The following is a 26072-nucleotide window of genomic DNA, read 5'->3' as shown; positions in this document are numbered from 1 at the left end:
CTGCTTTTGGGTACGCATCGACGCGCGGCGGACCGGCTATGTCGGCTCGAGGCTTGACGGCTTCGGAGCTTTGCCTCACGGGCTAGCTCAGGGGGACGGCTTGAAGATTCACGCGGTCATTGGCGGCAGGGGCGCGGGCTATGTCTTCGCGGCGATCATGGCGCTGGCCGCCTGGGCGCTGCGCTATGCGTTGAACGACTGGTTCCCGCCAGGCTTTCCGTATCTGACCTTCTTTCCCGCCGTGGTCGTCACGGCCTATTTCGCCGGACTGCGGCCGGCCGTGCTGTGCGCGGTCCTGTCGGGCGTGGCGGCCTGGTATTTCTTCATTCCGCCCTATCAGAGCTTCCAGGTCTCGTTCCCCACGGCCGTGGCCCTGACCTTCTATGCCTTCGTGGTGGCGGTCGACATCTTCTTCATCGACGGGATGCGCAAGGCGCTGCGTCAGTTGGAGGAGGAGCGGGGGCGCTATGCCGCCCTGGCCGAGAGTCGCGACCTTCTTTATCGCGAGCTGCATCACCGGGTGAGCAACAACATCCAGGTCGTCGGCTCCCTGTTGCGTCTGCAGGCCTCCCGCCAGGCCGACGAGGACGCTCGTCACGCCCTGGTCGAGGCCGGATCGCGCATCGAGGTGATCGCCGAGATCCAGCGCCAGCTGCACAACGCCGTCGGCGACCCCGCGCCCTTCCAGGCCTTCGCCGAGGGCGTGCTGGCCGCCGCGGCGGCGGCGGCGGGCTCCCGCGTGGCGCTGACCGTCGAGGGCGGCGAGGAGCCGCTGCACCCGGACCAGGCGACGCCGGTGACCCTGGTCATGCTGGAGAGCTTCAACAACGCCCTCGAGCACGGGTTTGGCGAAGCGGGCGAGGGGCGCGTCGTCGTGCGCCTGGAGCAAGGCCTGGGCGACCACGTGCTGACCGTCCGCGACAACGGCCAAGGCCCGCCGCCGACATTCGATCCGGGCGCCTCCGAAAGCCTGGGCCTGCGCATCGTCCGCGCCATGGCCCAGCAGCTGGGAGGACGTTTCGAGATGGCCCGCGAGGACGGTTGGACCGTGTGCCGGCTCCGCTACGCGCCGAGACGGGATTGAGAGCCCATGAAGCTGCTCCCCCGCGTCGCGGGGGAGGAATTAGCTGACCGTTTCCCGCTCCCCCTTCGCGTCGCGCGGCGTGGTGAGACGGCCCAGTTTCGGGGCCAGCCAGCGTTCGAAATCGTCGATGATCTCGTAGACCACCGGCACCAGCACCAGCGACAGCACGGTCGAGGTGATCAGGCCGCCGATCACCGCCACGGCCATCGGCTGGCGGAACTCCGAACCCTTGCCCAGGCCCAGCGCGGTGGGCAGCATCCCCGCCATCATGGCCAGGGTGGTCATGATGATCGGCCGGGCTCGCTCGCGACAGGCCTCGATGATGGCGTCGCGCTGCGACTTGCCCGACCGTTCTTCCTCGATCGCGTACTCGACCAGCAGGATCGAATTCTTGGCCGCCAGGCCCATCAGCATCAGGAAGCCGATCAGCGACGGCATCGAGAGCGACTGGCCGGTGACCACCAGGGCGGCCAACGCCCCGCTGATCGCCAGCGGCAGGGCCGACAGGATGGTCACCGGCTTGAAGAAGCTGCGGAACAGCAGCACCAGCACGCCGAACACCAGGCCCACGGCCGAGAGCAGCGCCACCGCGAAGCCGCTGAACAGCTCGACGAACGCTTCCTGGTCGCCGGCCGCGGCGGGCGTCACGCCGGCGGGCAGATGCTTCATCGTCGGCGTGTTGTTGACCTCGTTCAGCGCCTGACCCAGCTGGGCGCCGCCGGCCAGGTCGGCCTCGACGGTCAGCTGACGCTTGCGGCCGAAGCGGTCGATCTTGGCCGGACCCGCCTCGAAGCTGACGTCGGCCACCGTGTCCAGCCGCGTGAATCCGCCGGACTTGGTGGGCAGCAGCAGGGCCTTGATCGACTCCAGGTCGGCGCGGTTGTCGCGCGGCAGGCGCACGCGGATCGGAATGCGCCGCTCGCCCTGGGTCATCTTGGCGACATTGGCGTCGATGTCGCCGACGGTGGCCACGCGGGCCACGGTGGCGATGTCGGCCGAGCTGACGCCCAGGCGCGCCGCCTCCTCGGCCCGGGGACGGATCAGGATTTCCGGGCCCGAGGGCGGCGAGGACGGACGCGGGTCGGCGACGGTCTTCAGCCCGCGCATGTCCTTTTCCAGCGCCAGCGCCGCCCGTTCCAGGGCCGGACCGTCCTCTGAGGTCAGGATCATGTTGACGTCGGCCTGGCCCCAGTCGGACTGCAGGTTGACGCGGGCGTCGGGGATGTCGCGCAGCGAGGCGCGGATCGCCTGCTTGATCTGGGTGACCGTCATCGAACGCTTGTCGTGCAGCACCACGGTCACGGTGGCGTCGCGCACGTCGCTGCCGCCCTGCGCGCCGGCCCAGCCGCTGCCGATGTTGGATCCGACCTGGGCGAAGACGTGGGCCGTCTCGCCGCGCTGGCGGAACTGGGCCGTGATCGCCTGGACCGTGCGGTCCATGTCGAGGGTCGTCGCGCCCGGCGGGCCCTGGACCTTCAGATAGTAGTAGTTGTTGTTGCCGGGCGGCTGGAAGCCGACGGCCAGCACGCCGATCGAGGCCAGGAAGATCGCCCCGGCCAGCGAGGCGAAGGTGATGACGCCGCCCAGGATGAAGCTCAGGAACTTGTGGTCCAGCGCCCAGTCCAGCGCGCGGCGATAGAGGCCCGACAGCGGCTTTTCCGGATGCGGGTCCTTGCTGGGCTTGAGGAAATAGGCGGCCAGCAGCGGCGTCAGGAAGCGGGCGACGACCAGCGAGAACAGCACCGCCACCGCGACGGTCAGGCCGAATTCCTTGAAGAACTGGCCGGGCGTGCCGGGCATGTACGAGACGGGGACGAACACCGCGACGATCGAGAAGGTGGTGGCCACGACGGCCAGGCCGATGGCGTCGGCCCCCTCCATCGCCGCCTGATAGGGACGCTGGCCCCGGGCGACGCGCTTTTCGATGTTCTCGATCTCGACGATGGCGTCGTCGACCAGGATGCCGATCACCAGGGTCAGGGCCAGCAGGGTCACGACGTTCAGCGAGAAGCCGACCACCGACATGAAGGCGAAGGTCGGGATCAGCGACACCGGCATGGCGATGGCGGTGATCACCGTGGCCCGCCACTCGCGCAGGAACAGGAACACCACCAGCGAGGCCAGCAACATCCCTTCCAGCAGGGTGTGCTCGGTGGCCGTGAAGCTGGCGCGGGTGTCGTCGACGGTCGAGAAGATCTTGGTGAAGGTGACGCCGTTCTGGGCCGCCTGCAGCTTGGCGATCGCCTTGGTGACGCGGCTCTCGACCTGGACGTCGCTGCTCTCCTTGGTCTTCATCACCTGGAAGGCGACGACGGGCTTGCCGTCCAGACGCGCGAACCCGCGCTCCTCGCCCGCTCCTTGGCCGACCTCGGCCACGTCGGTCAGCTTCACATAGCGGCCGGCGGCGGTGGGGATGGTGATGGCGCGCAGCTCGTCCAGGGTCTGGGCCGCGCCCAGCACGCGGACGGTCTGCTCGCGACCGCCGACCAGGGCCCGGCCGCCGGGGGCGTCGAGGCTGTAGTTGGCCAGGGCGGCGTTCAGCTGCGGCGCTGTCACCCCGAACGCGGCCATGCGGGCCGGGTCGATGATGATGTTGATCTCGCGGTTCACCCCGCCGACGCGGGAGACCTGGGCGACGCCCTTCTGGCCCTGCAGGGCGCGGGTGACGGTGTCGTCGACGAACCACGACAGGTCCGTGGTCGACATGTTCGGCGCGGCGACCGCGTAGGTGATGATCGGCGCGGCGTCGATCTCCAGGCGCGTCACCGTCGGCTGGTCGATCTCCTTGGGCAGCTGGGCGCGCACGGTGTCGATCTTGGAGCGCACCTCGTCGGTGACCTTCTGCAGGTCCTCGCCCAGCTCGAACTCGATGGTCGTCGTCGAGGCGCCCTGGACCACCGACGAGCGGATGGTCTTGACGTTGGAGATGCTGGCCACCGCGTCCTCGACGGGGCGGGTGACCTGGGTCTCCAGCTCGCCCGGCGCCGCGCCGCTCTGGGTGACGGTCACGGTGACGGCCGGGAACGAGACGTTCGGGAACTGCTTGATCGGCAGGCCGAGATAGCAGCCGACGCCGGCGATGATCAGGGCGATGAAGACGACCGCGACCGGGATCGGGTTCTTGATCGCCCAGGCGGAAACGCGCAGCTGGGCCATCAGCGGGCGCCTTGCTCGATCGGCTTCACCTTGTCGCCGTCCAGCGTGAAGGCCGCCGCGCTTTGCACGATGCGGGCGCCGACGGGCGGACCCTCCAGGAGCTGCACATAGCCGCCGCCGCGCTGGCCGGTGCGGATCTTGACCTGGCGGGCGCGGTTGTCGGCGTCGATGGTGATGACCGAGGCGCCGTCGGCGTCATAGCGGATCGCCGCCTCCGGCACGGCCGTCACGACGGCGCCGGACGCGCCGAAGGTCCCGCTGGCCAGGCCGCCGGCGCGCAGGTCCTCGCGCAGGGGCAGGCGCACGCGCACGCGGCCCAGATGGGTGTTGGCGTCGATCTGGGGCGAGACCAGGCGCACCACGCCCGAGACGGTCGGACCGCCGGGGATGGTCACTGCCACCGACTGGCCGACGCGGACATTGGCGAGATCGGCTTCGTTGACCTCGGCGTTCAGTTCGACAAGACCGTCGCGGGCGATGCGGAACCACGGAGAGGCGCCGCCGGCCACGTCGCCGGGCCGCACCGTCCGCTCCAGCACCCGGCCCGCGACCGGGGCGGTGATGGTCATGCGGCTGTCCTTGGTCCGCAGCTCGGCCAGCGCCGCGGCCTGGGCCTTGGCCTGGTAGCGCCGGGTCTCGATCTGCTCCTGCGACAGCACGCCCTGGCCGTCCATGCCGGCGACGCGCTGGGCCTCGGCCTCGGACTGGGCGGTCACGGCGGCCTGCTGGGCGATCTGGGCGCGCAGCAGGGTGTTGTCCAGCTGGGCCAACGGCTGGCCGGCGCGCACCCACGCGCCTTCCTCGACGAAGACTTTGGCGACGCGATAGCCGGAGAGCTCGGAGCCGACGGCCGCCTCCTCGCGCGGGATCAGCTGGCCCGAGGCCTTGAAGCCGCCGCCCAGGGGGCGGCTCTCGACGCGGGTCACGGTGACGGCGCGGGCCAGGTCGGCGCCGGAGGCCTTGGCCGTGTCAGTCTTCTTGCCGCAGCCGGCCAGGCCGACGGCGCCGCAGACCAGGGCGGTGGCGATCAGAGAGCGGGTCGTCATCGTGGCGGGTCTCATTGGGCGGAAGGCTGCTGGGGAAGGCTCGTCGGGGACCAGCCGCCGCCGAGCGCCTTGTAGGTCTGGACCGCGCGCTGCAGGGCCTGGGTCTGGGCGCCGGTCAGGGCCGTGCGGGCCCCGCGCCAGGACTGTTCGGCCTGCAAGGTCGTGGTCAGGTCGGTCAGGCCGGCCGCGTAGCCCTTGCGGCTGGCCTCGTAGGCGCTGGCCGCGCGTCGCTCGCCGGCCGACAGCAGGGCGACGCGGCGCTCGTCGGCGTCCAGCTGGACCAGCGCGCCCTCGGCCTCGCCGAACGCCTTCTGGACGGTCTGCTCATAGGTGACGGCGGCCTGCTCGACCCGCGCGCCCTGGGCCTTGATGTCGGACATCAGCTTGGGAATGTTCAGCACCGGGACCGAGAGGTTGGCGCCCAGCGTCCAGGCCGAGCTGGTGGTCGAGGTGGTGGAGCCCGGCTTGAGGAAGCTGGGGCTGATCTGCTTGGAAAGGCCCACGCCCGGCGCCAGGGTGACGGTCGGGAAAAGGGCCAGCTCGTTGACGTTCAGGTTGCCCGAGGCCGAGGCCAGGCGCGCGGCCGCCTCGCGCACGTCGGGGCGGCGGGCCAGCAACTCGCCGGGGGCGGCGGCGGGAACCGGCGGGGCCTTGGCCAGGACGGGTTCGACCGGCAGGCTGGCCAGCGGATCGACGCCCTTGCCGACCAGGATCAGCAGGCTACGGCGCGAGGCCTGGAGCTGGGCTTCCAGCTGGGCGACCTGGGCCTCGGTCTGGGCCAGGTCGGCGGCCGAGCGCTCGGCCTCGGACGTGGCGGTCAGGCCGCGGCGGCCCTTTTCGGCCGCGACGTCGTAAAGGGCCTGGGCGATGCGGGCGCTTTGGCGGGCGTCCTCCAGCTGGACGGCGTAGCCTCGGGCCTCGAAATACGACTGAGCGACATTGGCGGCCAGGGCCGCGCGGGCGCCTTCATAGGCGAAGCGGGCGGCGGCCAGGTCGTTGTCGACCACGCGGCGGGCGGCGGCGCGGCGGCCGATCAGGTCCAGCTCCCACGAGACGTCGAAGTCCAGGGCCAGGCTCTTGGTCACCCCGCCCAGGGTGAAGCCCCCCGAGCCGCTCTGTTCGATGATGTGGGTGTCGGTGCGCTTGGCCGAGCCGGTCAGCGGGGTCTGCGGGACGTAGAGCTGACGGATCTGGCCCTGGCGGACGGCGCGGGCCTCGGCCAGGCGGGCGGCGGCGAGGCGGGCGTCGGGCGCCTTCTCCAGAGCCGTCGCGACCAGATCGTTCAAGACCGGGTCGTCGAACGTGGTCCACCACTGGTCCAGCGTCTGGGACGGCAGCGGCTTTCCGGCCGGGGCCTCATAGGCGGCGGGCAGGCGGGCGTCGACCTGGCGCGCGGGCGTCGTACACGCGGCCAGGCCCGCGCCGATCAGCACGGCCGTCGAGACGAGCGACGCGCGGAACGAGCCAGAAGGCCGGCCAGGCCGCCGGACGGTCTTGGCGAGACGCATGAAGTTCCAACCCGATTGTTGCGGCCCGCCATCGCGGCTTGGCGACCAATGTTGTCCCACTTAGGGGGCTCCGTCGCGATCGGAAACCCCCCGTTGAACGCTTTAGCGAGGCCGGAGTCGCGACGCGCCCGCCGCCGCCCCTATCCGCCGCCATACCGCGCGCGAGCACGGGCGGGGTGCGGCATTCCGTCCGCCTTGATTTGGCCACGGTTGACACAGTTCGGAAACATACCTCATCTTCGAAATGGGTGTCGTCCCTCATTGGTCGACCCAACCGCGTCCTTCGGGGCGAGGGAGTAAGCGTGGCTTTTCAAGCACCTGGACCAAGGGGATTCCAAGCTTGTCGGCTCCACGAAGCGCATCACCGGGTTTCAAAAGCGAACGCTCCGGGCGTCGCGACGGCCTTGGCGGCCGCGCGTCCGTCCGCGCCTGGACCGGGAGGGCGCCGCCCAGCTGAGACATGCCGGCCGACCGCGAGCAACGACGGCGCCGGCCCAACAAAACGATAAGGGAGGGAAATTGCCATGAATCGAACCCGCTTCCTGCTTGGAGGGTCCAGTCTCGCGCTGGCCGTGGCCCTGTCCGCCGGCGCGGCCGACGCCCAGGGCCAGAAGTCCGCCGCCGACCCGTCGACCCAGGTCGAGGAGGTCGTCGTCACCGGCTCGTTCATCAAGGGCACGCCCGAGGACGCGGCCCTGCCGGTCAAGGTGATCGGCGCGGAGGAGCTGCAAAAGCGCGGCTCCCCCTCGACCGTCGAGTTGATCAAGGCCCTGTCGGTGTCCAGCGGGGTGCTGGGCGACACCAACCAGTTCGACAGCCGCGCCCAGGGCTCGGAAGGTTCGGGCTCGGTGAACCTGCGCGGCCTGGGCTCGCAGCGCACCCTCGTGCTGCTGAACGGCCGGCGCCTGGCCATCAACCCGCTGGCCGCGGCCGGGGCGGGGATCGTCGACACCAACATCCTGCCCGCCGCCGCCATCGGTCGCCTGGAAGTGCTCAAGGACGGCGCCGCGGCGACCTACGGCTCCGACGCCATCGCCGGCGTGGTCAACTTCATCACCAAGAAGAACTTCAAGGGCCTGGAGGTCGGCGCCGACTATCGCGGCATCAAGAATTCGAGCGGCGACTATGGCCTGAACGTCACCTGGGGCCAGGTCTGGGAGAACGGCAACGTCCTGGCCAGCGTCGGCTGGCAGCACCGCTCCAAGCTGTCGGTCGCCGACCGGTCGTGGGCCAACCGGCCCTACCTGTCCAACCCCGAGGCGGGATGGTCGGCGGCCGGCAACCCCTCGACCTTCATTCCGCTGGCCAGCTCGACCAACGCCCTGCGGGATCCGGCCTGCGCCGGCCTGGGGGGCTTCGCCGGCTTCTCCGGCCTGACGCCGGTCTGCTACTGGCACTACACGCCGTTCGACAATCTGGTGGAGAAGCAGGACGCGGTTCAGGCCTATGCCGAGGCCAATGCCGACCTTAGCGCCAAGACCAAGTTCCACGCCGAGGTGCTGTATTCGCACACCGACGTGCCCGACTGGAACACCTCGCCCTCCTACGCGGCCCTGGCCACGCCGACCGCCGAGGTCGCGCCCAGCCCGGCCCTGACCGGCCGCTACTACGTGCCCGCGACCAATCCGGGCCTGATCGCCTTCATCGCCGCCAATCCGACCGTCAACCTCTCCAGCCTGGCGACGGGCGCCAGCACGACGGCGCCGGGCTCGATCTTCGGGTTCGGGGCGCTGGACGTGGCCAACCGGCCGTTCGGCATCGGCGGCAATCCCAAGTTCGGCTACGGCCCCTCGATCGGCGCGCGCGCCTTCGACGCCTTCCGCGTCTCGGCCGACCTGTCGGGCGAGTGGGACAACGGCATCGGCTGGGACGTGGCCCTGACCTACTCGCAGGAGGTCGGCATTCGCACCGGTTACGACACGCTGGTCGACCGCTTCGCCCTGGCGCTGCAGGGCCTGGGCGGACCGACCTGCGACAGCAATCCGTCGCTGCCGGGCATCCAGGGCACGCCGGGCGTCGGCGGCTGCATGTATTACAACCCCTTCGCCAGCGCGATCCCGTCCAACGCCATCACCGGCCAGGCCAACGCTGGCTACAGCGCCGCCCTGGCCAACAACAAGGACCTGGTGGACTGGTTCTTCAAGAAGCTGTCGACCAAGCAGTCCTCGCGCCTGTTCGTCGGCGAGGCGGTGCTGAACGGCAAGACCAGCATCAGCCTGCCGGGCGGCGACATCGCCTGGGCGGCCGGCGTCCAGTACCGCCGCACCTATTTCAAGGCCGACTACAACGACATCAGCAACGCCCTGATCAATCCGTGCGTCAATACGCCGGACTTCGGGGTCACGACCTGCACCGGCTCGGCCCGCAACGGGCCCTTCATGTTCCTGGGCGTGGGCACGCCGGCCGACAACCAGAGCGCCGTCGGGGCCGCGTTCGGCGAGCTGTCGTTGCCGATCACCCAGACGCTTCAGGGGCAGCTGGCCGCGCGCTACGAGGACTATGGCGGCTCGACCGGCTCGACCTTCAATCCGAAGGCCTCGCTGCGCTGGCAGGCGACCAAGTGGCTGGCCCTGCGGGCCTCGGCGGGCTCGACCTTCCGCGGGCCGCCGGACCCGGTGACGACCACCACCTCGGTGACCTCGCTGCAAGGCATTCTGGGCGTGTTCCGAGCGGTCGACATCTTCGGCAACCCGAACCTGCGTCCCGAGAAGGCCAATACCTACAACTTCGGGATCCTGATCAGCGCCGGCGACCTGCGCGCCTCGATCGACTACTTCGATTTCGACTTCAAGCACCCGATCGTGGCCGAGCCGGTGGCGGGGATGGTCAACGCCCTCTATCCGAACGGGGCGGCGGGCGCGAACAACTGCGCCGATCCGGCCTACGCGGCCCTGGTCGCGCGCTTCACCTTCAACGGCTCGTGCTCGACGCCGACGACCAGCATCGCCCGCCTGAAGACCTATTACATCAACGGCGCGCCTGTGAAGAACAGCGGCTTCGACTTCACGGCCGACTACCGGTTCCGCGACGTGGCCGGCGGCGACGTCACGATCGGCGGCACGGCGACCTACGTCCAGAAGTACAAGGTCGGCGCCAATGTCGTCGAAGGGATCACCGTCGAAAAGGCCTTCGACGCGGTGGGCCTGCTCAACTACCAGACCACCGTCGTGCCGATTCCGCAGTGGAAGGGCGACGTCTATGGCGAGTGGAACAGAGGCCCTCACAACGTGCGCCTGACGGTGCACTACATCGGCGGCTATGACGACCAGCGCGTCGCGCCGTTCGCCGCCAACGCTTACAAGGACACCACCGGCGCGGGCGTCACGGTCAGCGCGGGCAAGACGATCAAGGCCCAGATCCTGACCGATCTGTCCTATCGGGTCTTCCTGCCCTGGAACACGACGGCGACCCTGGCGATCACCAACCTGTTCGACAAGGACCCGTCCTACGCCCGCCTCGACCTGGGCTACGACCCCTTCACCGGCGATCCCCTGGGCCGCACCTGGAAGGTCGGGCTGAAGAAGAAGTTCTAGGTTCTCGGCTGTGGGAAACTGGCGGCGCGGCCCTTAGGGGACGCGCCGTTCTTTTATGGGGACGCCCCGCGCGCTATTGCTACGCCGAGGTCTGGCCTGACGATCAGGGTGGATACGGATCAATCGGGGATCAAGGGAATGTCGCGGAACTCGGCGCAAGGGGCGCGGGCGGGTCAGGTCGCGGGGAACGCCGACGGGCGGCGATGGCTGAACGAGGCCGTGCGCCGGATCGAGGCGGACTACAATCGGTCGGCCGACACCCACCTGATCCACCTGCCGCTGGCGCGCTATCCGGGGATCGACCTCTATCTGAAGGACGAGAGCAGCCACCCGACCGGCAGCCTCAAGCACCGCCTGGCGCGCTCGCTGTTTCTGTACGCCCTCTGCAACGAATGGATCGGGCCGAACACCTGCGTGATCGAGGCCTCGTCGGGATCGACGGCGGTCAGCGAAGCCTATTTCGCCCGGATGCTAGGCCTGCGCTTCATCGCCGTCGTGCCGGCCAGCACGGCGACGCCGAAGCTGGACGAGATCCGCTTCCATGGCGGCGAGATCCACGCCGTCGAGGATCCTCGGACCGTCTACGCGGTCGCCCAGCGCCTGGCCGCCGAGACAGGCGGCCACTATCTGGATCAGTTCACCCACGCCGAGCGCGCCACCGACTGGCGCGGCAACAACAACATCGCCGAGAGCATCTTCGCCCAGATGGCGCAGGAACGCTTCCCGATCCCGTCCTGGGTGGTCTGCGGCGCCGGCACGGGCGGCACGTCGGCGACGATCGGCCGCTTCATCCGCTATCGGCGCCACGCCACGCGGCTGTGCGTCGCCGATCCCGAGCACTCGATCTTCCACCGCCATTTCGCGGACCGCGCGCTCTCCATCCTGCCGGAAGGGTTCTGCAGCTGCATCGAGGGCATCGGGCGGCCCCGGGTCGAGCCCAGCTTCGTGCCTAGCGTCATCGACCGGATGATCGCCGTCGAGGACCGCGCCAGCATCGGCGCGATGCGGGCCTTGTCGCGGCGCTTGGGACGGGCGGTCGGCGGCTCCACGGGGACCAATCTCTGGGCCTGCCTGCGCCTGATCGAGGAGATGGCGGCCGCCGGCGAAACCGGCAGCGTGGTCACGCTGCTCTGCGACGGCGGCGAGCGTTACGCCACCACCTATTACCAGGACGCCTGGCTCGCCGAGCGCGGCATCGACGGCTCCGAGGCCGAGACCGCGATCGCGCGCTTGCTTGAGGTGTAAGCGCTAGAGCCTTATCCGCTCGAATGGAATCATTCGAGCGGAAAATAAGACTATAAATCAAACATTTAGAGCGTGATAACCGCCGAAACCGCTCACACTTTCAGCTATCACGCTCTAGCCCCGCTTGCCTTCCGCTGGGTCGCCCTTGGGGCCCTTGAAGGTGTCGCCGATCTCGGCCGCGTCCGGCCCATCGGGGCCCGCCTGGGCGCGGGACTTTTCGCCGGTTTTCCGGACCTTTTCCTCGCCGCCCAGCGCGCTGAAGTCGCCGGGCGCCTCGGCCTCGTTCTCCGAGCGGCCGGGGCTGTTGGGGGCGTGGGTCATGGCCGTCTCCTTGTGTTCGCGTCTTGGGAGTGTTCGCGTCTTGGAGAACGGCCATTTGCCGCGCGGCGGCCTTCCGCGTGTCGTTTGTTTAAGCGCCGAGCGGCGGCCGGCCGCTCGACGCGTCAGGGCGGCGCCAGCCAAGGGTTCCCCAGATATTCAAAAGTGAATTCAAGGCGCTATTCCCGCCGAAAGTCGCGCTGTCGACACAGGAACAGGATGGTCGCCGCCGCCGTTAGCTCCCTCGCCGCCGCCATCCGGCCCGGCCTTTCCCGAGGGACGACCATGAACGAGAACCGCGACAACCAGGGCCAGCCGCAACAGCAGAACGACGCTCAACGTCAACAGCCAGCGCAGCAGAACCAGCAGGACGGCGTCCGCCAGCCGCAGCAACAGCAGCAGAACCCCCAGCAGACCCAACCGGGTCAGCAGAACCAGCAGGCTGATCGCCAAGACGAAGGCGAGCGCCAAGACGCGCTGGATGACGACGGCGCGATCGGCGGCGTCGACGCCGACGAGGATCTCGAGCCCGGCCGAGCCGGCGACGGCGGCGCCGAGCGCTGACCCGCCTATGGGCCGCCTTGTCGAAAGGCGGCCCCTTTCTTTCACGACCAAGGAGTTTGACCGTGCACGGTGGTGAGCGTCTTTGCCGTCTGGGGGCCTTCAGCCCGCGGTTTCCCGATGCCGAGGCCCTGCATCGCGGCCTGGCGCACTGGAATCATGTCCGCCTCGCGCCCAGCGCGCCCTCCGACGACTGGCGCGCCGAACTGGATCGGGAAACCGAGATGCGCCGCCTGGAAGGCGCGTTCATCGAGGCGTTCCGCGCCGAGATCGCCCCGCTCGTCGCGGACGTCCCGTCCGATCCCGAAGGCTTCATCGCCTGGTTCGAGGCCTTGAAGGACCATGGCCCCGGCCAGTGGGACCCTCTGTTCGACTGGCTGGAAGGCGAGGCCTCGCTGGAGGACCTGAAGTGGTTCCTGACCCAGGAGGCGGCCGGCGAGGCCGGCTTCGACGACCTGGTCGCCCTGACCCAGGTCAAGGTCCCCGAGCGCGCCAAGCTGGAGCTGGCCCGCAACTACTGGGACGAAATGGGCCGGGGCGGCGCCAAGGGGATGCACGGCCCGATGCTGGCGCGAACCACGGCGACCCTGGGCCTGACGCCGACCATCGACACGACGCTTTGGCAGTCGCTGTGCCTGGCCAACACCATGACCGCCTTCGCCACGACGCGGCGCTATGTCTGGCAGTCGATCGGGGCCTTGGGCGTGGTCGAGCTGACCGCGCCGACCCGCGTCGCCTGCGTCGACGCCGGTCTCAAGCGCGTCGGCGTCTCGCCCGAGGCTCGCAAGTATTTCGCCCTCCACGCCCAGCTGGACATCGAGCACTCCAAGGCCTGGAACGCCGAAGCCCTGGTCCCGCTGGTGTCGGAGGATCCGTCGCGCGCCCGGTTCATCGCCGAGGGCGCCCTGATGCGCCTGATCTGTGGCGAGCAGTGCTTCGACACCTATCGCGCCCACCTGTGGGCGCATACCCATCCGCTGGTCTACGCGGCGGAATAGGGCCTAGAGCGTGATAGCCGAAAGTGTGAGCGGTTTCGGCGGTCATCACGCTCTAAATGTTTGATTTCGAGCCTTTTTTGACGCCTGAAAGCGATTCCGATTTCAGGCGGAAGGCTCTCGTCGCGCCTACATATAGTCCAGCAGGCTGGGCGGACCCGCCGTCGTCCCCGGCGCGCCGTTGGCGTTGAACATCTGGGCCAGCTTCTCGCTGGCGTTCTGCAGCTGGACGATCTTGTCGTAGACGGCGGGCGTCCAGCCGGCCGCCTGGCGTTCCTCGGTGGTCATGCCGGCGTAGCGGGTGATCAAGGCTTGGCCAAAGCTCGACGGGTCCTGGCTGGACGACTGGTAATCGCTCTGGATCGCCGCGCTGTCGCGAGCGCGAACCTCCGCTTTGGCCTGGGCCACCTCGTGACCGGAGAACTGGTCATCCTGGTTCAGGGCGACGGCGGAAAGAGAGCGGTCGTCGAAGCGGCTGAAATCGATGTCGCCGCTCTGCCCGTCCTTGGCCGCGGTCGGCTGGGTGGCCAGGGAATACTGCTTGTCCAGCGCCGCGCGGACATCGGTGGCCACCTTGCCGAAGTCGCGGGTCTTGGCGCCCGCCACGACGCTGCCGGTATCCTTCATGTAGGCCGCGACGCTGTCATTGGCGATGCCGCTGGGCGCCAGGCCCGGGCGAGCGAGCGCCTGCTTGCGGCCTTCCACGAGGGCGGCGCGCTGGTCGCTCCAGGCGCTGGTGGCCTTTTCCTCGGGGCCGGCGGCGTCCATCTGGTCCAAGGCGGCCTGGTAGAGGCTGGCGTAGTCGCCGGTCAGTCGGGCCTGGGCGGCCGGGCTGGCCAGGGCTTGGTCGCGCTGATCGCGCATCCCCAGCGCCGCGACCACCTGCTGGTCGGTCGAGAAGCCGCCGCCCTGGTTGCTGGCCACGGCGTACAGCGTGCGGCGGTCCATGTCCGACAGGTCGATCGTCGAATTGCCGTTGCTGAGGGCCGAGGCCGCGCCGGCGGCCTTCAGGCGCGCCGCGATCTGGCTCTTGGCGTCGGCGATCACCGCGTCGATCGAGCGGGAGTCGGTCTGGGCCTTCAGCGCCGCCTGGGCGGCCGGCGACAGGGTCACGTTGACCGCCGGGGTGTTGATCGTCGGGCTCTGGTCGCGCGTCTGGCCAGGGACGCTGGCCTGGTTGGCGCGCTGGGCGGCCGTCTGCCCCGCGGTCAGGCCGGGGGCGTAGGTCGAGGCGTAGGGGTTGATCGTCGTCATGACGGGCTCGGAGCGACTCGGTCATCCGAGGGTAGCAGCCCCGAGCCCCTTTGGGCCACTCATGGTTAACGCGGCCCTTGCGCGCATCGTCCGTCGCGCGGCGCCGGCGCGTGACGGCGTTTAGAAAGTCTCCTCGGCGCGTCGCGCCGCCGCCGCGCCGCCGGGGCGGGCGAACGAGACGATCCGGGCGCGCGCCTCGGCCAGGGGCGCGGGACCGCCGGCCGAGACCGGCTGGGCGCGCGCGGCGCTGGAGCTCGCGCCGGTCTGGAAGCGCGAGACCAGTCGTTCCAGCTCGCCGGCCTCGGAGCGCAGATTGGCCGCGGCGGCGGTCGACTGCTCGACCATGGCCGCGTTCTGCTGGGTGACCTGGTCCATCTGGTTGACGGCGGTGTTGACCTCGTTGAGGCCGGTTGCCTGCTCGCGCGACGAGCGGGCGATCTCGGAGACCAGGCCGTCGATGTCGCTGATCTTGGTGACGATGCCGTTCAGCGCCGCGCCCGTGTCGCCGACCAGCTTGACGCCGCGTTCGACCTGGGCGGTGCTGCTGGCGATCAGGTCCTTGATCTCCTTGGCCGCGTCGGCCGAGCGTTGGGCCAAGGCGCGGACTTCCTGGGCGACGACCGCGAAGCCTCGGCCCGCCTCGCCGGCCCGCGCCGCCTCGACCCCGGCGTTCAGGGCCAGGAGGTTGGTCTGGAAGGCGATCTCGTCGATCACGCCGATGATGTTGGTGATCTTCTTGGAGCTCTGCTCGATCTCGCCCATGGCCGTGACGGCGTCGTGCATGACCTCGCCCGAGCGCTTGGCGTCGATCGTGGCCGTCGAGGCCGCGCCGGACGCCTGAAGCGCGCTCTCGGCGCTGCGCTTGACGGTGGCGGTGATCTCGTCGAGGGCGGCGGCGGTCTCCTCCAGGCTGGCGGCCTGCTGTTCGGTGCGGCGCGACAGGTCGTCGGAGGCGGCGGAAATCTCGTCGGAGCCGTTGCGCAGGCCGCTGGTCGCCGAGGCGATGGCGCCCATGGCGTCGCGCAGGCTGTCCAGGGCGGCGTTGAAGTCGTCCTTGATCTGCTGATAGCGGCCGGTGAAGGGTTCGGTGATCTGGGCCGTCAAGTCGCCTTGCGACAGGCGGCGCAGGCTGCTGGCCAGCACCGAGACCACCATGTTCTGCTCTTCGGCCACGCGCTGGCGTTCGGCCTCGACCACGGCGCGCTCCTCGTCGGCGCGCGCGTTGAGGACCTGGAAGTAATAGAACATCACGACGCTGGCGTCGGAGAACACCGAGCGCATCAGGCTCAGCATCAGTTCGTCGGAATGCTTCTCGTTCCAGGCCTTTTCCTTCATCAGGCCGGACGCCAGGCCCGCGGCGTAGGCCGCGTAGGTCTTGCTCAGATAGGTCGCGAAATCGAGGCTGTTCGAGATGTTCTCGGTAATGACGGCTTGCTGTTCGAAGTATTCGCTGGGGAAATTACCCCGCGCGATGAACGCGAACTTGCGCTTCTCGTTCTCGAACACGTCGTGCGGCAAGGCTTTCAACGAAGGATCGATGACCCGGTAGGCGTTCAGAAGCGCCGTTTCCAGGTGCTTGCCGGCGCGCTTGTAGACGACTTCGCCAACAGATCGATCGTGTTCATTCCACGTGACGATCTTCTCTTTGATGTCAGACATTGGTTGCCGCCCTCATCTCGCCTGATAATTGAATCCCGGATCTCGGATTCTTCGCGCTCTTCGAGTAGAGCGATGGCGAGACTACGCGCGGCCAGTGTTAACGGGGTGTAAATATCGCAGTATATGCGACTAATCGTAGCGACTATATTTTGAATTCGAAGTATTATTGATCGATATCAATTTTGCCTCGAGCGATAAGTGCTCAAAAGTGTCTCGAAAATGAGACTATTTTAGAACGCCTATCAGCAAAGGCCTTGCGAAAAGCTCGGCGGCCTCGTCGCGATCCAGGCCCGGAACCCAGGCCCCCAGGGAGGCGGCGGCGTTCAGCATCGAGTTGATCATGTGGGCGGCGATGCAGGGATCGATCGCGCGAATCGAGCCGTCGGCGATCCCGTCCGAGATCATCGCCGCGAAGCGCTGCCAGCCCCGGGCGTAGCCGTCGGCCATGTCGCCGCGCAGCGCGTCGGGCAGGGCGCCCATCGACGAGGCGCGCAGCAGGGGGCCGTGTTCGGACAATTGGTAGGCGGTCAGGCCGGCGGCGGTGGAGGTCAGCTGGGTCCAGCTGTCGGCGTCCAGGGCGCGCGCGTCGAGCTGCGAGCGGCGGGTGACGGTGAAGGTGCGCTCGAAGCACTCGGCCACCAGGGCGTCCTTGTCGTCGTGGTGGTGATAGAACGAGCCCTTGGTCACGTTCAGCGCCGCCGAAATGTCCTCGACCGAGGCGCCGCGATAGCCGCGCTGGTTGATCAGGCGGGTGGCGGCCACCAGGAAGGTTTCGCGCCACTCGATGCTCTCGGGCGGCGCGCCTTCGACAGTCTGGGGCGTGGGATCGGGCAGGGACTGGGGCGCCCAGGCGCGGTCGCCGGCCGGCAGGCCGTTCAGCAGGATGTCGCCCATCCGGTCGCGCACCCGGCCGTAGTCCTCGACGTCGTAGCGGCGCAGCCAGGTGCCCGACCAGAACACCTGCTCCATCAGGAGGTGGGCGCGGGCGTTGCGTTGCCGCTTGTCCAGGTGGGCCAGGGACGGGTCGTCGAAGAAGGCGCGCACCCGGCGGAACAGATCGTTGAACGCCGCCACGACCGATCCGCGCAGCGGCTCCTTCAGCGCCTTGACCTCGGCGAAGCTGGTCAGCGGCGTCGCCTCGCCCAGGCGGACGCGTCGGTTGAGGTCCAGATAGAGGTCCAGGAACTTCAGGATCCGCGCGGCGGGCGACGCCTGGGCGGCGGCCTCGGCGACCATGGCCTCGAACCGCTCGAGGCCGCGCATGAAGCAGGCGGCGGCCAGATCGTCCTTCTTGCGGTAGTAGTAGGTGACGCTGGTGGTGTTGAGCCCGACCTTGGCGGCGACGTCGGCCAGGGTCATGCCGCGCACGCCCTGACGGTTCAGGATCGCCGTGGCCGCCGCCAGGATGGTCTCCTTCTTGCGGGCGTACCGCGCCGTCGCCGCCCCCGCGATCCGACCGTCATCCATAAACGCGCACCCCGTCCGTCGCACCGGGTCCCGCCGACCCATGGACACGCCATCCATGTAGGCCTCCCGGACGACCGCTTAAAGAGCGCTCCGTCCGCCGTGGGACAATTAGCGCGGGCCTACGCCCAAGGGGTGTCAGGATTGTTGCGGAGCGGCGGCCTTTAGGAGGCCTTCCGCGCTTCCGCGCCGCGTTCGACCATCAGCGCCGCGGCCACGGCCTGGGCCAGGGCGGCGGGGGACAGCGGCTTGGCCACCGCGCCGTCCATGCCGGCGGCCAGATAGGCGGCCCGCTGGTGGGCGAGGGCGTTGGCGGTCATGGCCAGGATCGGCGCGGTTCCCGCCGGCGCCGGCAGGGCCCGGATGCGCTGGGCGGCCTCGACGCCGTCCATGCCGGGCATCTGGATGTCCATCAGGATCAGGTCGAAGCCCTGGCTGGCCGCCGCCACGCCCTGAGCGCCGTCCTCGGCCACGGCGACCCGCGCGCCCAGGGCCTCCAGCATCCGGCTGGCGATCATCCGGTTGGTGGCGTTGTCCTCGACCACCAGCACGCGCAGGTCCTCGAACGGCGCGACCTCGGCCTCGCCCGCGTCCTCGGTGGGCGCGGCGCAGGCCTCGGCCTCGATCTCCAGCCAGAAGGTCGAGCCCTGGCCCAGCCGGCTTTCGAAGCCGACCTCGCCGTTCATCATCTCGGCCAGGCGCCGGCAGATGGCCAGGCCAAGGCCCGAGCCGCCGAAGCGGCGGGTGGTCGAGCCGTCGCCCTGGCGGAAGCGCTCGAACAGGCTCTTGCCCGCCTCCTCGTCGATGCCGACGCCGGTGTCCTCGATCTCGTAGCGCAGGCGGACGCGGTCGCCGACCCGCCGACCGGAGAGCCGCGCGGTCACGCCGCCCGCCAGCGTGAACTTCACGGCGTTGCCCATCAGGTTGAATAGGGCCTGGCGCAGGCGCAGCGGGTCGGTGGCCATCCAGCCCAGGTCGTCGGGGGCGACGACGTCCAGCGTCAGCCCTTTCGCGCGGGCCTGAGGGCGCAGCATGTCGGCCACGCCTTGCAGCAGCCGCGCCGGTTCGGTCGGCTGCGGCGTCAGCTCCAGCTTGCCAGCCTCGATCTTCGAGAAGTCGATGATGTCGTTCAGCAGTTCCGCCAGCATCTCGCCGCAGCCCAGGGCCTCGGTCAGCAGGCGGCGGCCGTCCTCGGTCAGGGGCTCGTTGCGCAGGAGGTGCAGCACGCCCAGCACCCCGTTCATCGGCGTGCGGATCTCGTGGCTCATATTGGCCAGGAACTGGCTCTTGGCCTCGGCCGCGCTCAAGGCCGCGTCGCGGGCGGCGACCAGTTCGGTCACGTTCTGGGTGATGCCGATCACGTCCCAGGCCGTGGGGCCCGAGCCGCGCACGCCGCGCCAGGCGCAATGCATGTTGGCCCATTCGCCGCTCGCCGGGTCCAGATAGCGGTAGTCGATCTCGACGTGCTCGCCGGTCTTGAGGGTGTGGGAGAACGCCGCCCAGACGCGCTCGCGGTCGTCCGGGTGCAGCGACAGGGTCATCTCGGAAATCGTCATGCTCCGGGCGCCGCCCTCGGGCGACGACGGCGTCGGCAGGTCCTGATCGAACAGGTAGAGGCCCTTGCGCGGGTTGAACCGCCAGACATAGACGCCGGCGGCGCCGCGCAGCAGTTCGTTGGCGCGCTCGGTCTGCTGGCGGGCGATCTCGCGGGCGCGGTCCTCGCTGAAGTCCTGGAAGACGATCAGCAGGCCGTCGTCGGCCAGGACCTTGGAGTGCGAGCGCACCCAGAGCCAGCCGCCGCCCTTGCGCGCCAGGCGGTGCTCCGAACGCGCTTCGCCCCGCGTGCGCAGGGCCGCGCCGACGTCCCTCAGCCGTTCGGTGTCGTGCAGGTGGAGGAAGTCTCGGATCGGCCGCCCCGCCGTGTCCTCGGGCGTCCAGCCGGTCAGCTGGGTCCAGGCGGGATTGACGCGGATGATCGCGTTCGCGCGAAGGATCACGAACATGTCGAGGCTGCTCTGGAAGAACCAGTCGGCCGCGGCGGCTTCGATCCTGGAGGCAGCCTCGGTATCCAAGTGCTTGCCCATCCCGTTTCCCTCGTTTTCAATCGGTATCGCAGGATCGGGTAAAGTTTACGTTGCGGCAAAATGTCCGGACGTGAGATTCGATCCGGGCCAATGAGAACTTTCGAGAAGGGGAGTGCAGGACATTGAGTACGCCGGAAGCCGTGGGGCTGTCGTCTGATCGCCTCGGGCGCATCGAAAGCTTCATCAAGGACAAGTATATCTATACGGGAAAACTGCCCTGCGCCCTGACCCAGGTCTGGCGGCGAGGCCAGCTAGCCTATACGTCGGTGCTGGGGGCCGCCGATGTCGAGCGCGGAAAGCCTCTGAAGGCCGACAGTCTGTTTCGCATCTACTCAATGACCAAGCCGGTCACCAGCGTCGCCTTCATGATGCTGGTCGAGGAGGGCTTGGTGTCGCTGGACGACCCGGTGCACCGCTTCATCCCCGCCTGGCGCGACCTGGGCGTCTTCCAGGCCGGCGGGGTCGGCGCGTTCGAGACCACGCGCGTCAACCAGCCGATGCGGACCATCGACCTGCTGCGCCACACCTCGGGGCTGACCTACGGCTTCCAGCAGCGCACCAATGTCGACGCGGCCTATCGCAAGCTGAAGCTGGACGGCGTCGACAGCGAGGGCGGGCTGCAGGGCTATGTCGACGCGTTGGGGACCGTGCCGCTGGAGTTCTCGCCGGGCGAGGCCTGGAACTATTCGGTCTCGACCGACGTGCTGGGCTATCTGGTCGAGAAGATTTCCGGCCTGCCGTTCGATGTGTTCCTGAAGCGGAGGATCTTCGATCCGCTGAAGATGGTCGACACCGGCTTTTACGTGCCGGAAAGCCAGCGCGAGCGCTTCACCGCCTGCTACGCCCTGACGCCGTCGGGCAAGGTGGTTCTGCAGGACGATCCGGAGAAGAGCCGCTTCTTCAAGGATCCGCCGATGAAGTCCGGCGGCGGCGGGCTGGTGTCGACGGCCGACGACTACATGCGCTTTTGCCGGATGCTGCTGAACGGCGGCGAGCTGGACGGCGCGCGGTTGCTCAGCCCCAAGACCATCAAGCTGATGACCATGAATCACCTGCCCGGCGGTCAGGAGCTGGTCCAGGCGTCGAAGTCTCTGTTCAGCGAGGCGGTGTTCGAGGGGCTGGGCTTTGGCCTGGGCTTCGCCATGACCGTCGACCAGGCCCGGACCAAGAACCTGGGCTCGCTGGGCGAATACTTCTGGGGCGGCATGGCCTCGACGGCGTTCTGGATCGATCCGGTCGAGGACCTGGCGGTGGTGTTCATGACCCAGCTGATGCCGTCCAGCGCCTACCCGATCCGGCGTGAGCTGCGGACGCTGGTCTATTCGGCGATGACGGAGAGCAACGGGTAGGGGAGCTCGTTACTCTCCTCCCCCTCTTGGGGGAGGGGGACCGGCGAAGCCGGTGGAGGGGGGCAGCGCCGAGCCCCGCTGACTCATGACCAGCCCCCTCCGTCCCGGCGCGCTTCGCGGCCGCGACACCTCCCCCAAGAGGGGGAGGAGAGTCAGGGCGGTGCTCACAAGAAAGCGGCGCGGGAGCGATCTCCCGCGCCGAGTTGCGCTTTACCAAAGTCCGACGCATTGCGAGCAATACGCCACGCTCGCGGATCCACCGACTTCGAAACGTCAGGACGCGTGCAAGTCGCGCCCAAAGCCCATGACTTCCCGCGAACGCCCTCCCCAGCGCGGATCATTCTCTCTGGAAATCAGGTGGATAGGGCGCGCGGAGCGCCGCATCCTCCCCCACGGACGATCTCGGCTGAAACTCTGATTTCAAATTTGTAGTACGCGTCGAAATTCGTCAACGGCGTCGCGGCGCGCGCATGGCGCCGTCGCGGAGGTCTGGACATCTTCGCCGGGGCGTGCACGCTGCCGTCAAACGACCGTTCAAACCTAACAGAACGCCACAAGAGCAGAGGGTGGAAACCGCCATGGCCGTGATCAACGCCGTCACCGATCTTTCCGTGGAAGGCGACATCGGCGTCGTCACGCTGAATTCTCCGCCCGTCAACGCGCTGTCGGCCGTCGTGCGCGAGGGGCTGAAGGGCGCCTTCGAGGGCGCGATCGCCGATCCGGCCGTCAAGGCCATCGTGCTGATTTGCGACGGCAAGACCTTCATCGCCGGCGCCGACATCACCGAGTTCGGCAAGGCCATGACCGGCCCCAACCTGCAGGACGTGCAGGCGATCATCGAAAACTCGCCCAAGCCCGTCGTGGCGGCGATCCACGGCACCGCCCTGGGCGGGGGGCTGGAGGTGGCGCTGGTCGCCAACTACCGCGTGGCCGTGCCCTCGGCCAAGGCCGGCTTGCCGGAAGTGAACATCGGCCTGCTGCCCGGCGCCGGCGGCACCCAGCGTCTGCCGCGCATCGTCGGCGTCGAGAAGGCGCTGGAGATGGTGACCAGCGGCCAGCACGTGCCTGCCAAGGCCGCCCTGGCCATGGGCCTGTTCGACGAGTTGGTCGAGGAGGGCAATCTCCGCGCCGGGGCCATCGCCTTCGCCCGGAAGGTGCTGGCCGAGGGCCGTCCGCTGAAGAAGGTCCGCGACCTGAACGACAAGGTCGAGGCCGCCCGCGGCAAGCCCGAGATCTTCGCCGACTTCCGCAAGGCCAACGCCAAGAAGTTCCGCGGCTTCATGGCCCCGGAAAACAACATCAAGTGCATCGAGGCGGCGGTGAACCTGCCCTTCGACGAGGGCCTGCAGGAAGAGCGCAAGCTGTTCATGGAGCTGATGAGCGGCAGTCAGTCTGCCGCCCAGCGCTATGTGTTCTTCGCCGAACGCCAGGCCGCCAAGATCCCGGACGTGCCGGACGACACCCCGACGATCCCGGTCAAGAAGGTCGGCGTCATCGGCGCCGGCACCATGGGCGGCGGCATCGCCATGAACTTCCTGAACGCCGGCATCCCGGTGACGATCATCGAGGCGAAACAGGAGAACCTGGAGCGCGGCGTCGGGATCATCCGCAAGAACTACGGGAACACCGCCAAGAAGGGGCGCCTGACCCAGGACGACGTCGAAAAGCGCATGGGCTTGCTCACGCCGTCGATGGAGATGGAGGCCCTGGCCGATTGCGACCTGATCATCGAGGCGGTGTTCGAGCTGATGGAGATCAAGAAGGAGGTCTTCACCAAGCTGGACAAGATCGCCAAGCCCGGCGCGATCCTGGCCACCAACACCTCGTATCTGGACGTCAACGAGATCGCGGCGGTGACCAGCCGTCCGGAAAGCGTGATCGGCACCCACTTCTTCTCGCCGGCCAATGTCATGCGCCTGTTGGAACTGGTGCGCGGCGACAAGACGAGCAAAGAGGTCATCGCCACCTGCATGAAGCTCAGCAAGGTGATCGGCAAGGTCGCGGTGCTGGTGGGCGTTTGCCACGGCTTCGTCGGCAACCGGATGCTGGCCCAGCGTCAGCGCGAGGCCCAGAAGCTGATCCTGGAAGGCGCGATGCCCTGGGATGTCGACCGGGTGCTGTACGACTTCGGCCTGCCGATGGGCCCGTTCGCGATGAGCGACCTGGCCGGCCTCGACATCGGCTGGGACCCGGCCAAGACCAGCTCCTCGACCGTGCGCGAGGTGCTCTGCGAGATGGACCGGCGCGGCCAGAAGAACGGCAAGGGCTTCTACGACTACGACGAGAACCGCAACGCCAAGCCGTCGCCGGTCGTGGAAGAGGTGATCCGCGACTTCGCCGAAAAGCGCCAGATCCAGCGTCGCGAGATCACCGACCAGGAGATCCTGGAGCGCTGCCTCTATCCGATGGTCAACGAGGGCGCGAAGATCCTCGAGGAAGGCAAGGCCATCCGGGCCTCGGACATCGATATCGTCTGGATCAACGGCTATGGCTGGCCGGTCTATCGCGGCGGCCCGATGTTCTGGGGCGAGCTCGTGGGCCTGGACAAGATCCTGGCCAAGATGAAGCAGTTCCACGCCGAACTGGGCGACGACTTCAAGCCGTCGGCCCTGCTGGAGCGCCTCGTGGCCGAGGGCAAGGGGTTCAAGGACGCTTAGAACTTTCCCTCCCCCTTGATGGGGGAGGGGCAGGGGTGGGGGTGATACGGCGGTAAGGTCGAGCTCCCACGTCCAAAGGTGTCACCCCCATCCCCGACCCTTCCCCCATCCAAGGGGGAAGGGAGTTTGCTAGAGGCGTTCCCATGACCACCATCGCCGACATGCTCGCCGCCGACCATGGCGTGATGGGCGACATCCTTCGCGCGCGGGCGGCCGAGGCCCCCGATCGCTTGGCGGTGGTCATGGAGACCGGCGAGAGCGTCACCTACGCGCAATTCGACGCCCTGGCCGACCGCGTCGCCGCCGCCCTGCAGCGCGACGGCGTCCAGCCCGGCGAGGCGATCGCCGTCTGCGCCCTGTCGTCGATCCCCTATGCGGCGGTGTTCCTGGGGGGCCTGCGCGCCGGGGTGGCGGTGGCGCCGATCGCCCCGTCCTCGACGCCCGAGGCCATCGCCGGCATGGTCGCCGACTGCGGGGCCAAGCTGTTCTTCCTCGACGCCGGCGTGGCCGAGGCCCAGAAGCCCGCGCCGATCGCGGTCCGGTCCGTCGCGCTGGACGGCTCCTCGGCCGGCGAGGCGTTCGACGCCTGGCTGGCGCCGGAGGGGGCGACGCCGACGCGGGTCGAAATCGGCCCCGAACATCCGTTCAACATCATCTATTCCAGCGGCACGACGGGCACGCCCAAGGGCATCGTCCAGTCGCACGGGATGCGCTGGCGCCACGTCTATCGCGGCGACGCGATCGGCTACGGGCCGCAAGCGGTGTCGGTCCTGTCGACCCCGCTCTATTCGAACACGACGCTGGTCTGCTTCTTCCCGACCCTGGCCGGCGGCGGAACCGTCGTGCTGATGAAGAAGTTCGACGCCGGCCGCTATCTGGAGCTGGCCCAGAAGCACCGCATGACCCACACCATGCTGGTGCCCGTGCAGTACCGCCGCCTGATGGAGCGGCCGGACTTCGACAGCTACGACCTGTCCTCGACGCACCTGAAGTTCTGCACCAGCGCGCCGTTCGCGGCGGAGCTGAAGAGGGAGGTTCTGGAGCGCTGGCCCGGCGGTCTGGTCGAGTACTTCGGCATGACCGAGGGCGGCGGCACCTGCATCCTGATCGCCCACGAACACCCGGACAAGCTGCACACGGTCGGTCAGCCCGCGCCGGGGCACGACATCCGCCTGATCGGCGAGGACGGCGTCCAGGTCGGTCCGGGCGTGGTGGGCGAGATCGTCGGCCGCTCTGGCGCGACGATGAACGGCTATCACGGCCGCCCGGACAAGACCGCCGAGGCCCTCTGGACCTCGCCGGAGGGCTGGACCTTCATCCGGACCGGGGACGTCGGCCGTTTCGACGAGGACGGCTTCCTGACGCTGATGGACCGCAAGAAGGACATGATCATCAGCGGCGGCTTCAACATCTACCCGTCCGATCTGGAGGCGGTGCTGGTCCTCCATCCGGCCGTGCTTGAGGCGGCCGTGGTCGGCGTGCCCTCGCCCGAGTGGGGCGAGACGCCGGTGGCCTTCGTGGCGCTGAAGCCCGGCCAAGCCGCCGATCCGGCGGAGATCAAGACCTTCGTCAACGGCCAGGTGGGCAAGACCCAGCGTCTGGCGGATGTCGTGATCGTCGATAGCCTGCCGCGCAGCCACATTGGGAAGGTGTTGAAGCGCGAACTGCGCGACTCATGGCAGAAGTCGCCTACAAAATAGTCCCCATCGGCGTTTTTTGCCGCGACCGCGCGCCGCATTAGGCCGGGCGGAATCGATGAATACGGTTGCTTAACCATAAGGTGCGGCCATCGGGCCGCCCCGGTTCGTCGTGGATTGCGTCCCAAGCTCATGCGCTCGAAGCCCGTCGCCGCCCCGCTCTTCGTTTCAGACACGACGGCGCGTGACCGCGCGCCGGTCTCGCCGATCGACTTCGACGCCGTCGCCCAGGCTCTGGGCGCGGCCGGCCACGCCTCGGACCTGGAACAGCGCCTGGCCGCGCGCTTCGCCCGACCGGTGGCGGCCCGCGCCTTCGCCGATCGGACCGAGACCGTCGCCGCGTCGCTGACGGCGCTGGGCGTTCGGGCGGGCGGCGTCTGCGTCGTCTCCGCCCTGGCCGAGCCCGAAACCCTTGCCGGTGTCGCCGCGGCGGGCCTGAAGGCCTGGCTGGTCGACGTCGAT

General features: G+C 68.7%; 15 protein-coding genes and 2 pseudogenes. 9 read left to right on the top strand and 8 right to left on the bottom strand.

The genetic code is table 11. From position 1 onward, the window contains the following. The first annotated feature begins 100 nt into the window (after positions 1 to 100). Positions 101 to 1084 (top strand): DUF4118 domain-containing protein, encoded by a 984-nt coding sequence (locus FCU40_RS15760; protein WP_168076168.1) that lies wholly within the window; start codon positions 101 to 103, stop codon positions 1082 to 1084. 39 nt (positions 1085 to 1123) lie between these two features. Here the strand turns inward: FCU40_RS15760 and FCU40_RS15755 are convergent, their stop codons facing one another. The 3 genes from FCU40_RS15755 to FCU40_RS15745 are packed head-to-tail and all read right to left on the bottom strand — an operon-like array spanning position 1124 to position 6794. Next, entirely contained in the window at positions 1124 to 4240 is a 3117-nt protein-coding gene (locus FCU40_RS15755; RefSeq protein ID WP_168076167.1) for an efflux RND transporter permease subunit, read from the bottom strand. Beyond that, positions 4240 to 5286 carry an efflux RND transporter periplasmic adaptor subunit gene (locus tag FCU40_RS15750; protein ID WP_168076166.1) on the bottom strand — a complete coding sequence of 349 codons (1047 nt, stop codon included), beginning with the start codon at positions 5284 to 5286 and terminating at the stop codon, positions 4240 to 4242. The genes FCU40_RS15755 and FCU40_RS15750 overlap by 1 nt, the downstream gene beginning before the upstream one ends. A gap of 11 nt (positions 5287 to 5297) precedes the next feature. Beyond that, positions 5298 to 6794 carry a TolC family protein gene (locus tag FCU40_RS15745; protein WP_168076164.1) on the bottom strand — a complete coding sequence of 499 codons (1497 nt, stop codon included), beginning with the start codon at positions 6792 to 6794 and terminating at the stop codon, positions 5298 to 5300. Between the two features lie 183 nt (positions 6795 to 6977). Here FCU40_RS15745 and FCU40_RS15740 point away from each other — a divergent pair. Further along, a pseudogene (locus FCU40_RS15740) lies at positions 6978 to 10327 on the top strand (TonB-dependent receptor). 138 nt (positions 10328 to 10465) lie between these two features. After that, positions 10466 to 11572 (top strand): PLP-dependent cysteine synthase family protein, encoded by a 1107-nt coding sequence (locus FCU40_RS15735; protein ID WP_004625394.1) that lies wholly within the window; start codon positions 10466 to 10468, stop codon positions 11570 to 11572. 114 nt (positions 11573 to 11686) lie between these two features. On the opposite strand, the gene FCU40_RS15730 is transcribed toward FCU40_RS15735, so the two are convergent. Next, on the bottom strand, positions 11687 to 11893 hold the full coding sequence (locus FCU40_RS15730; RefSeq protein WP_168076160.1) for a hypothetical protein: 207 nt from the start codon (positions 11891 to 11893) through the stop codon (positions 11687 to 11689). 282 nt (positions 11894 to 12175) lie between these two features. Between FCU40_RS15730 and FCU40_RS15725 the strand changes: the two genes are divergently transcribed. Together FCU40_RS15725 and FCU40_RS15720 are read left to right on the top strand one after the other, a co-directional pair. Beyond that, positions 12176 to 12454: a hypothetical protein gene (locus FCU40_RS15725; protein ID WP_168076158.1), complete on the top strand. Its 279-nt coding sequence runs from the start codon at positions 12176 to 12178 to the stop codon at positions 12452 to 12454. Between the two features lie 62 nt (positions 12455 to 12516). Further along, entirely contained in the window at positions 12517 to 13449 is a 933-nt protein-coding gene (locus FCU40_RS15720) for an iron-containing redox enzyme family protein (RefSeq protein ID WP_175582087.1), read from the top strand. A gap of 126 nt (positions 13450 to 13575) precedes the next feature. Here the strand turns inward: FCU40_RS15720 and FCU40_RS15715 are convergent, their stop codons facing one another. The 4 genes from FCU40_RS15715 to FCU40_RS15700 form a co-directional block, all read right to left on the bottom strand. Beyond that, positions 13576 to 14700, bottom strand: coding sequence for a hypothetical protein (locus tag FCU40_RS15715; RefSeq protein WP_168076156.1), 1125 nt, complete (start codon positions 14698 to 14700; stop codon positions 13576 to 13578). A 120-nt stretch (positions 14701 to 14820) separates the two neighbouring features. Beyond that, positions 14821 to 16359, bottom strand: a complete 1539-nt coding sequence (locus FCU40_RS15710; RefSeq protein WP_168076155.1) for a methyl-accepting chemotaxis protein — start codon at positions 16357 to 16359, stop codon at positions 14821 to 14823. Between the two features lie 225 nt (positions 16360 to 16584). Further along, entirely contained in the window at positions 16585 to 17826 is a 1242-nt protein-coding gene (locus tag FCU40_RS15705) for a TetR/AcrR family transcriptional regulator (protein WP_168076154.1), read from the bottom strand. A 161-nt stretch (positions 17827 to 17987) separates the two neighbouring features. Then, on the bottom strand, positions 17988 to 19907 hold the full coding sequence (locus tag FCU40_RS15700; RefSeq protein ID WP_168076153.1) for a PAS domain-containing hybrid sensor histidine kinase/response regulator: 1920 nt from the start codon (positions 19905 to 19907) through the stop codon (positions 17988 to 17990). Between the two features lie 122 nt (positions 19908 to 20029). On the opposite strand from FCU40_RS15700, the gene FCU40_RS15695 reads away from it, so the two are divergent. The 4 genes and pseudogenes from FCU40_RS15695 to FCU40_RS15680 all read left to right on the top strand — a co-directional run. Further along, positions 20030 to 21256 (top strand): serine hydrolase domain-containing protein, encoded by a 1227-nt coding sequence (locus FCU40_RS15695; RefSeq protein ID WP_168076152.1) that lies wholly within the window; start codon positions 20030 to 20032, stop codon positions 21254 to 21256. A gap of 566 nt (positions 21257 to 21822) precedes the next feature. After that, on the top strand, positions 21823 to 23913 hold the full coding sequence (locus tag FCU40_RS15690) for a 3-hydroxyacyl-CoA dehydrogenase NAD-binding domain-containing protein (RefSeq protein ID WP_168076151.1): 2091 nt from the start codon (positions 21823 to 21825) through the stop codon (positions 23911 to 23913). Positions 23914 to 24056: 143 nt separating this feature from the next. Continuing rightward, the gene (locus FCU40_RS15685) at positions 24057 to 25613 is read left to right on the top strand and encodes a class I adenylate-forming enzyme family protein (protein ID WP_168076150.1); all 1557 of its coding nucleotides are present in this window, start codon (positions 24057 to 24059) and stop codon (positions 25611 to 25613) included. A gap of 129 nt (positions 25614 to 25742) precedes the next feature. Then, positions 25743 to 26072: pseudogene (locus FCU40_RS15680) on the top strand (DegT/DnrJ/EryC1/StrS aminotransferase family protein); the annotation flags it as partial.

Origin of the sequence: Caulobacter sp. SSI4214 (assembly GCF_012184455.1) — a bacterium.
In the GTDB taxonomy this organism is placed as follows: domain Bacteria; phylum Pseudomonadota; class Alphaproteobacteria; order Caulobacterales; family Caulobacteraceae; genus Caulobacter; species Caulobacter vibrioides_E.
Note: the sequence above shows the minus strand (reverse complement) of the source record. Positions and strands in the feature narration are given on the sequence as shown.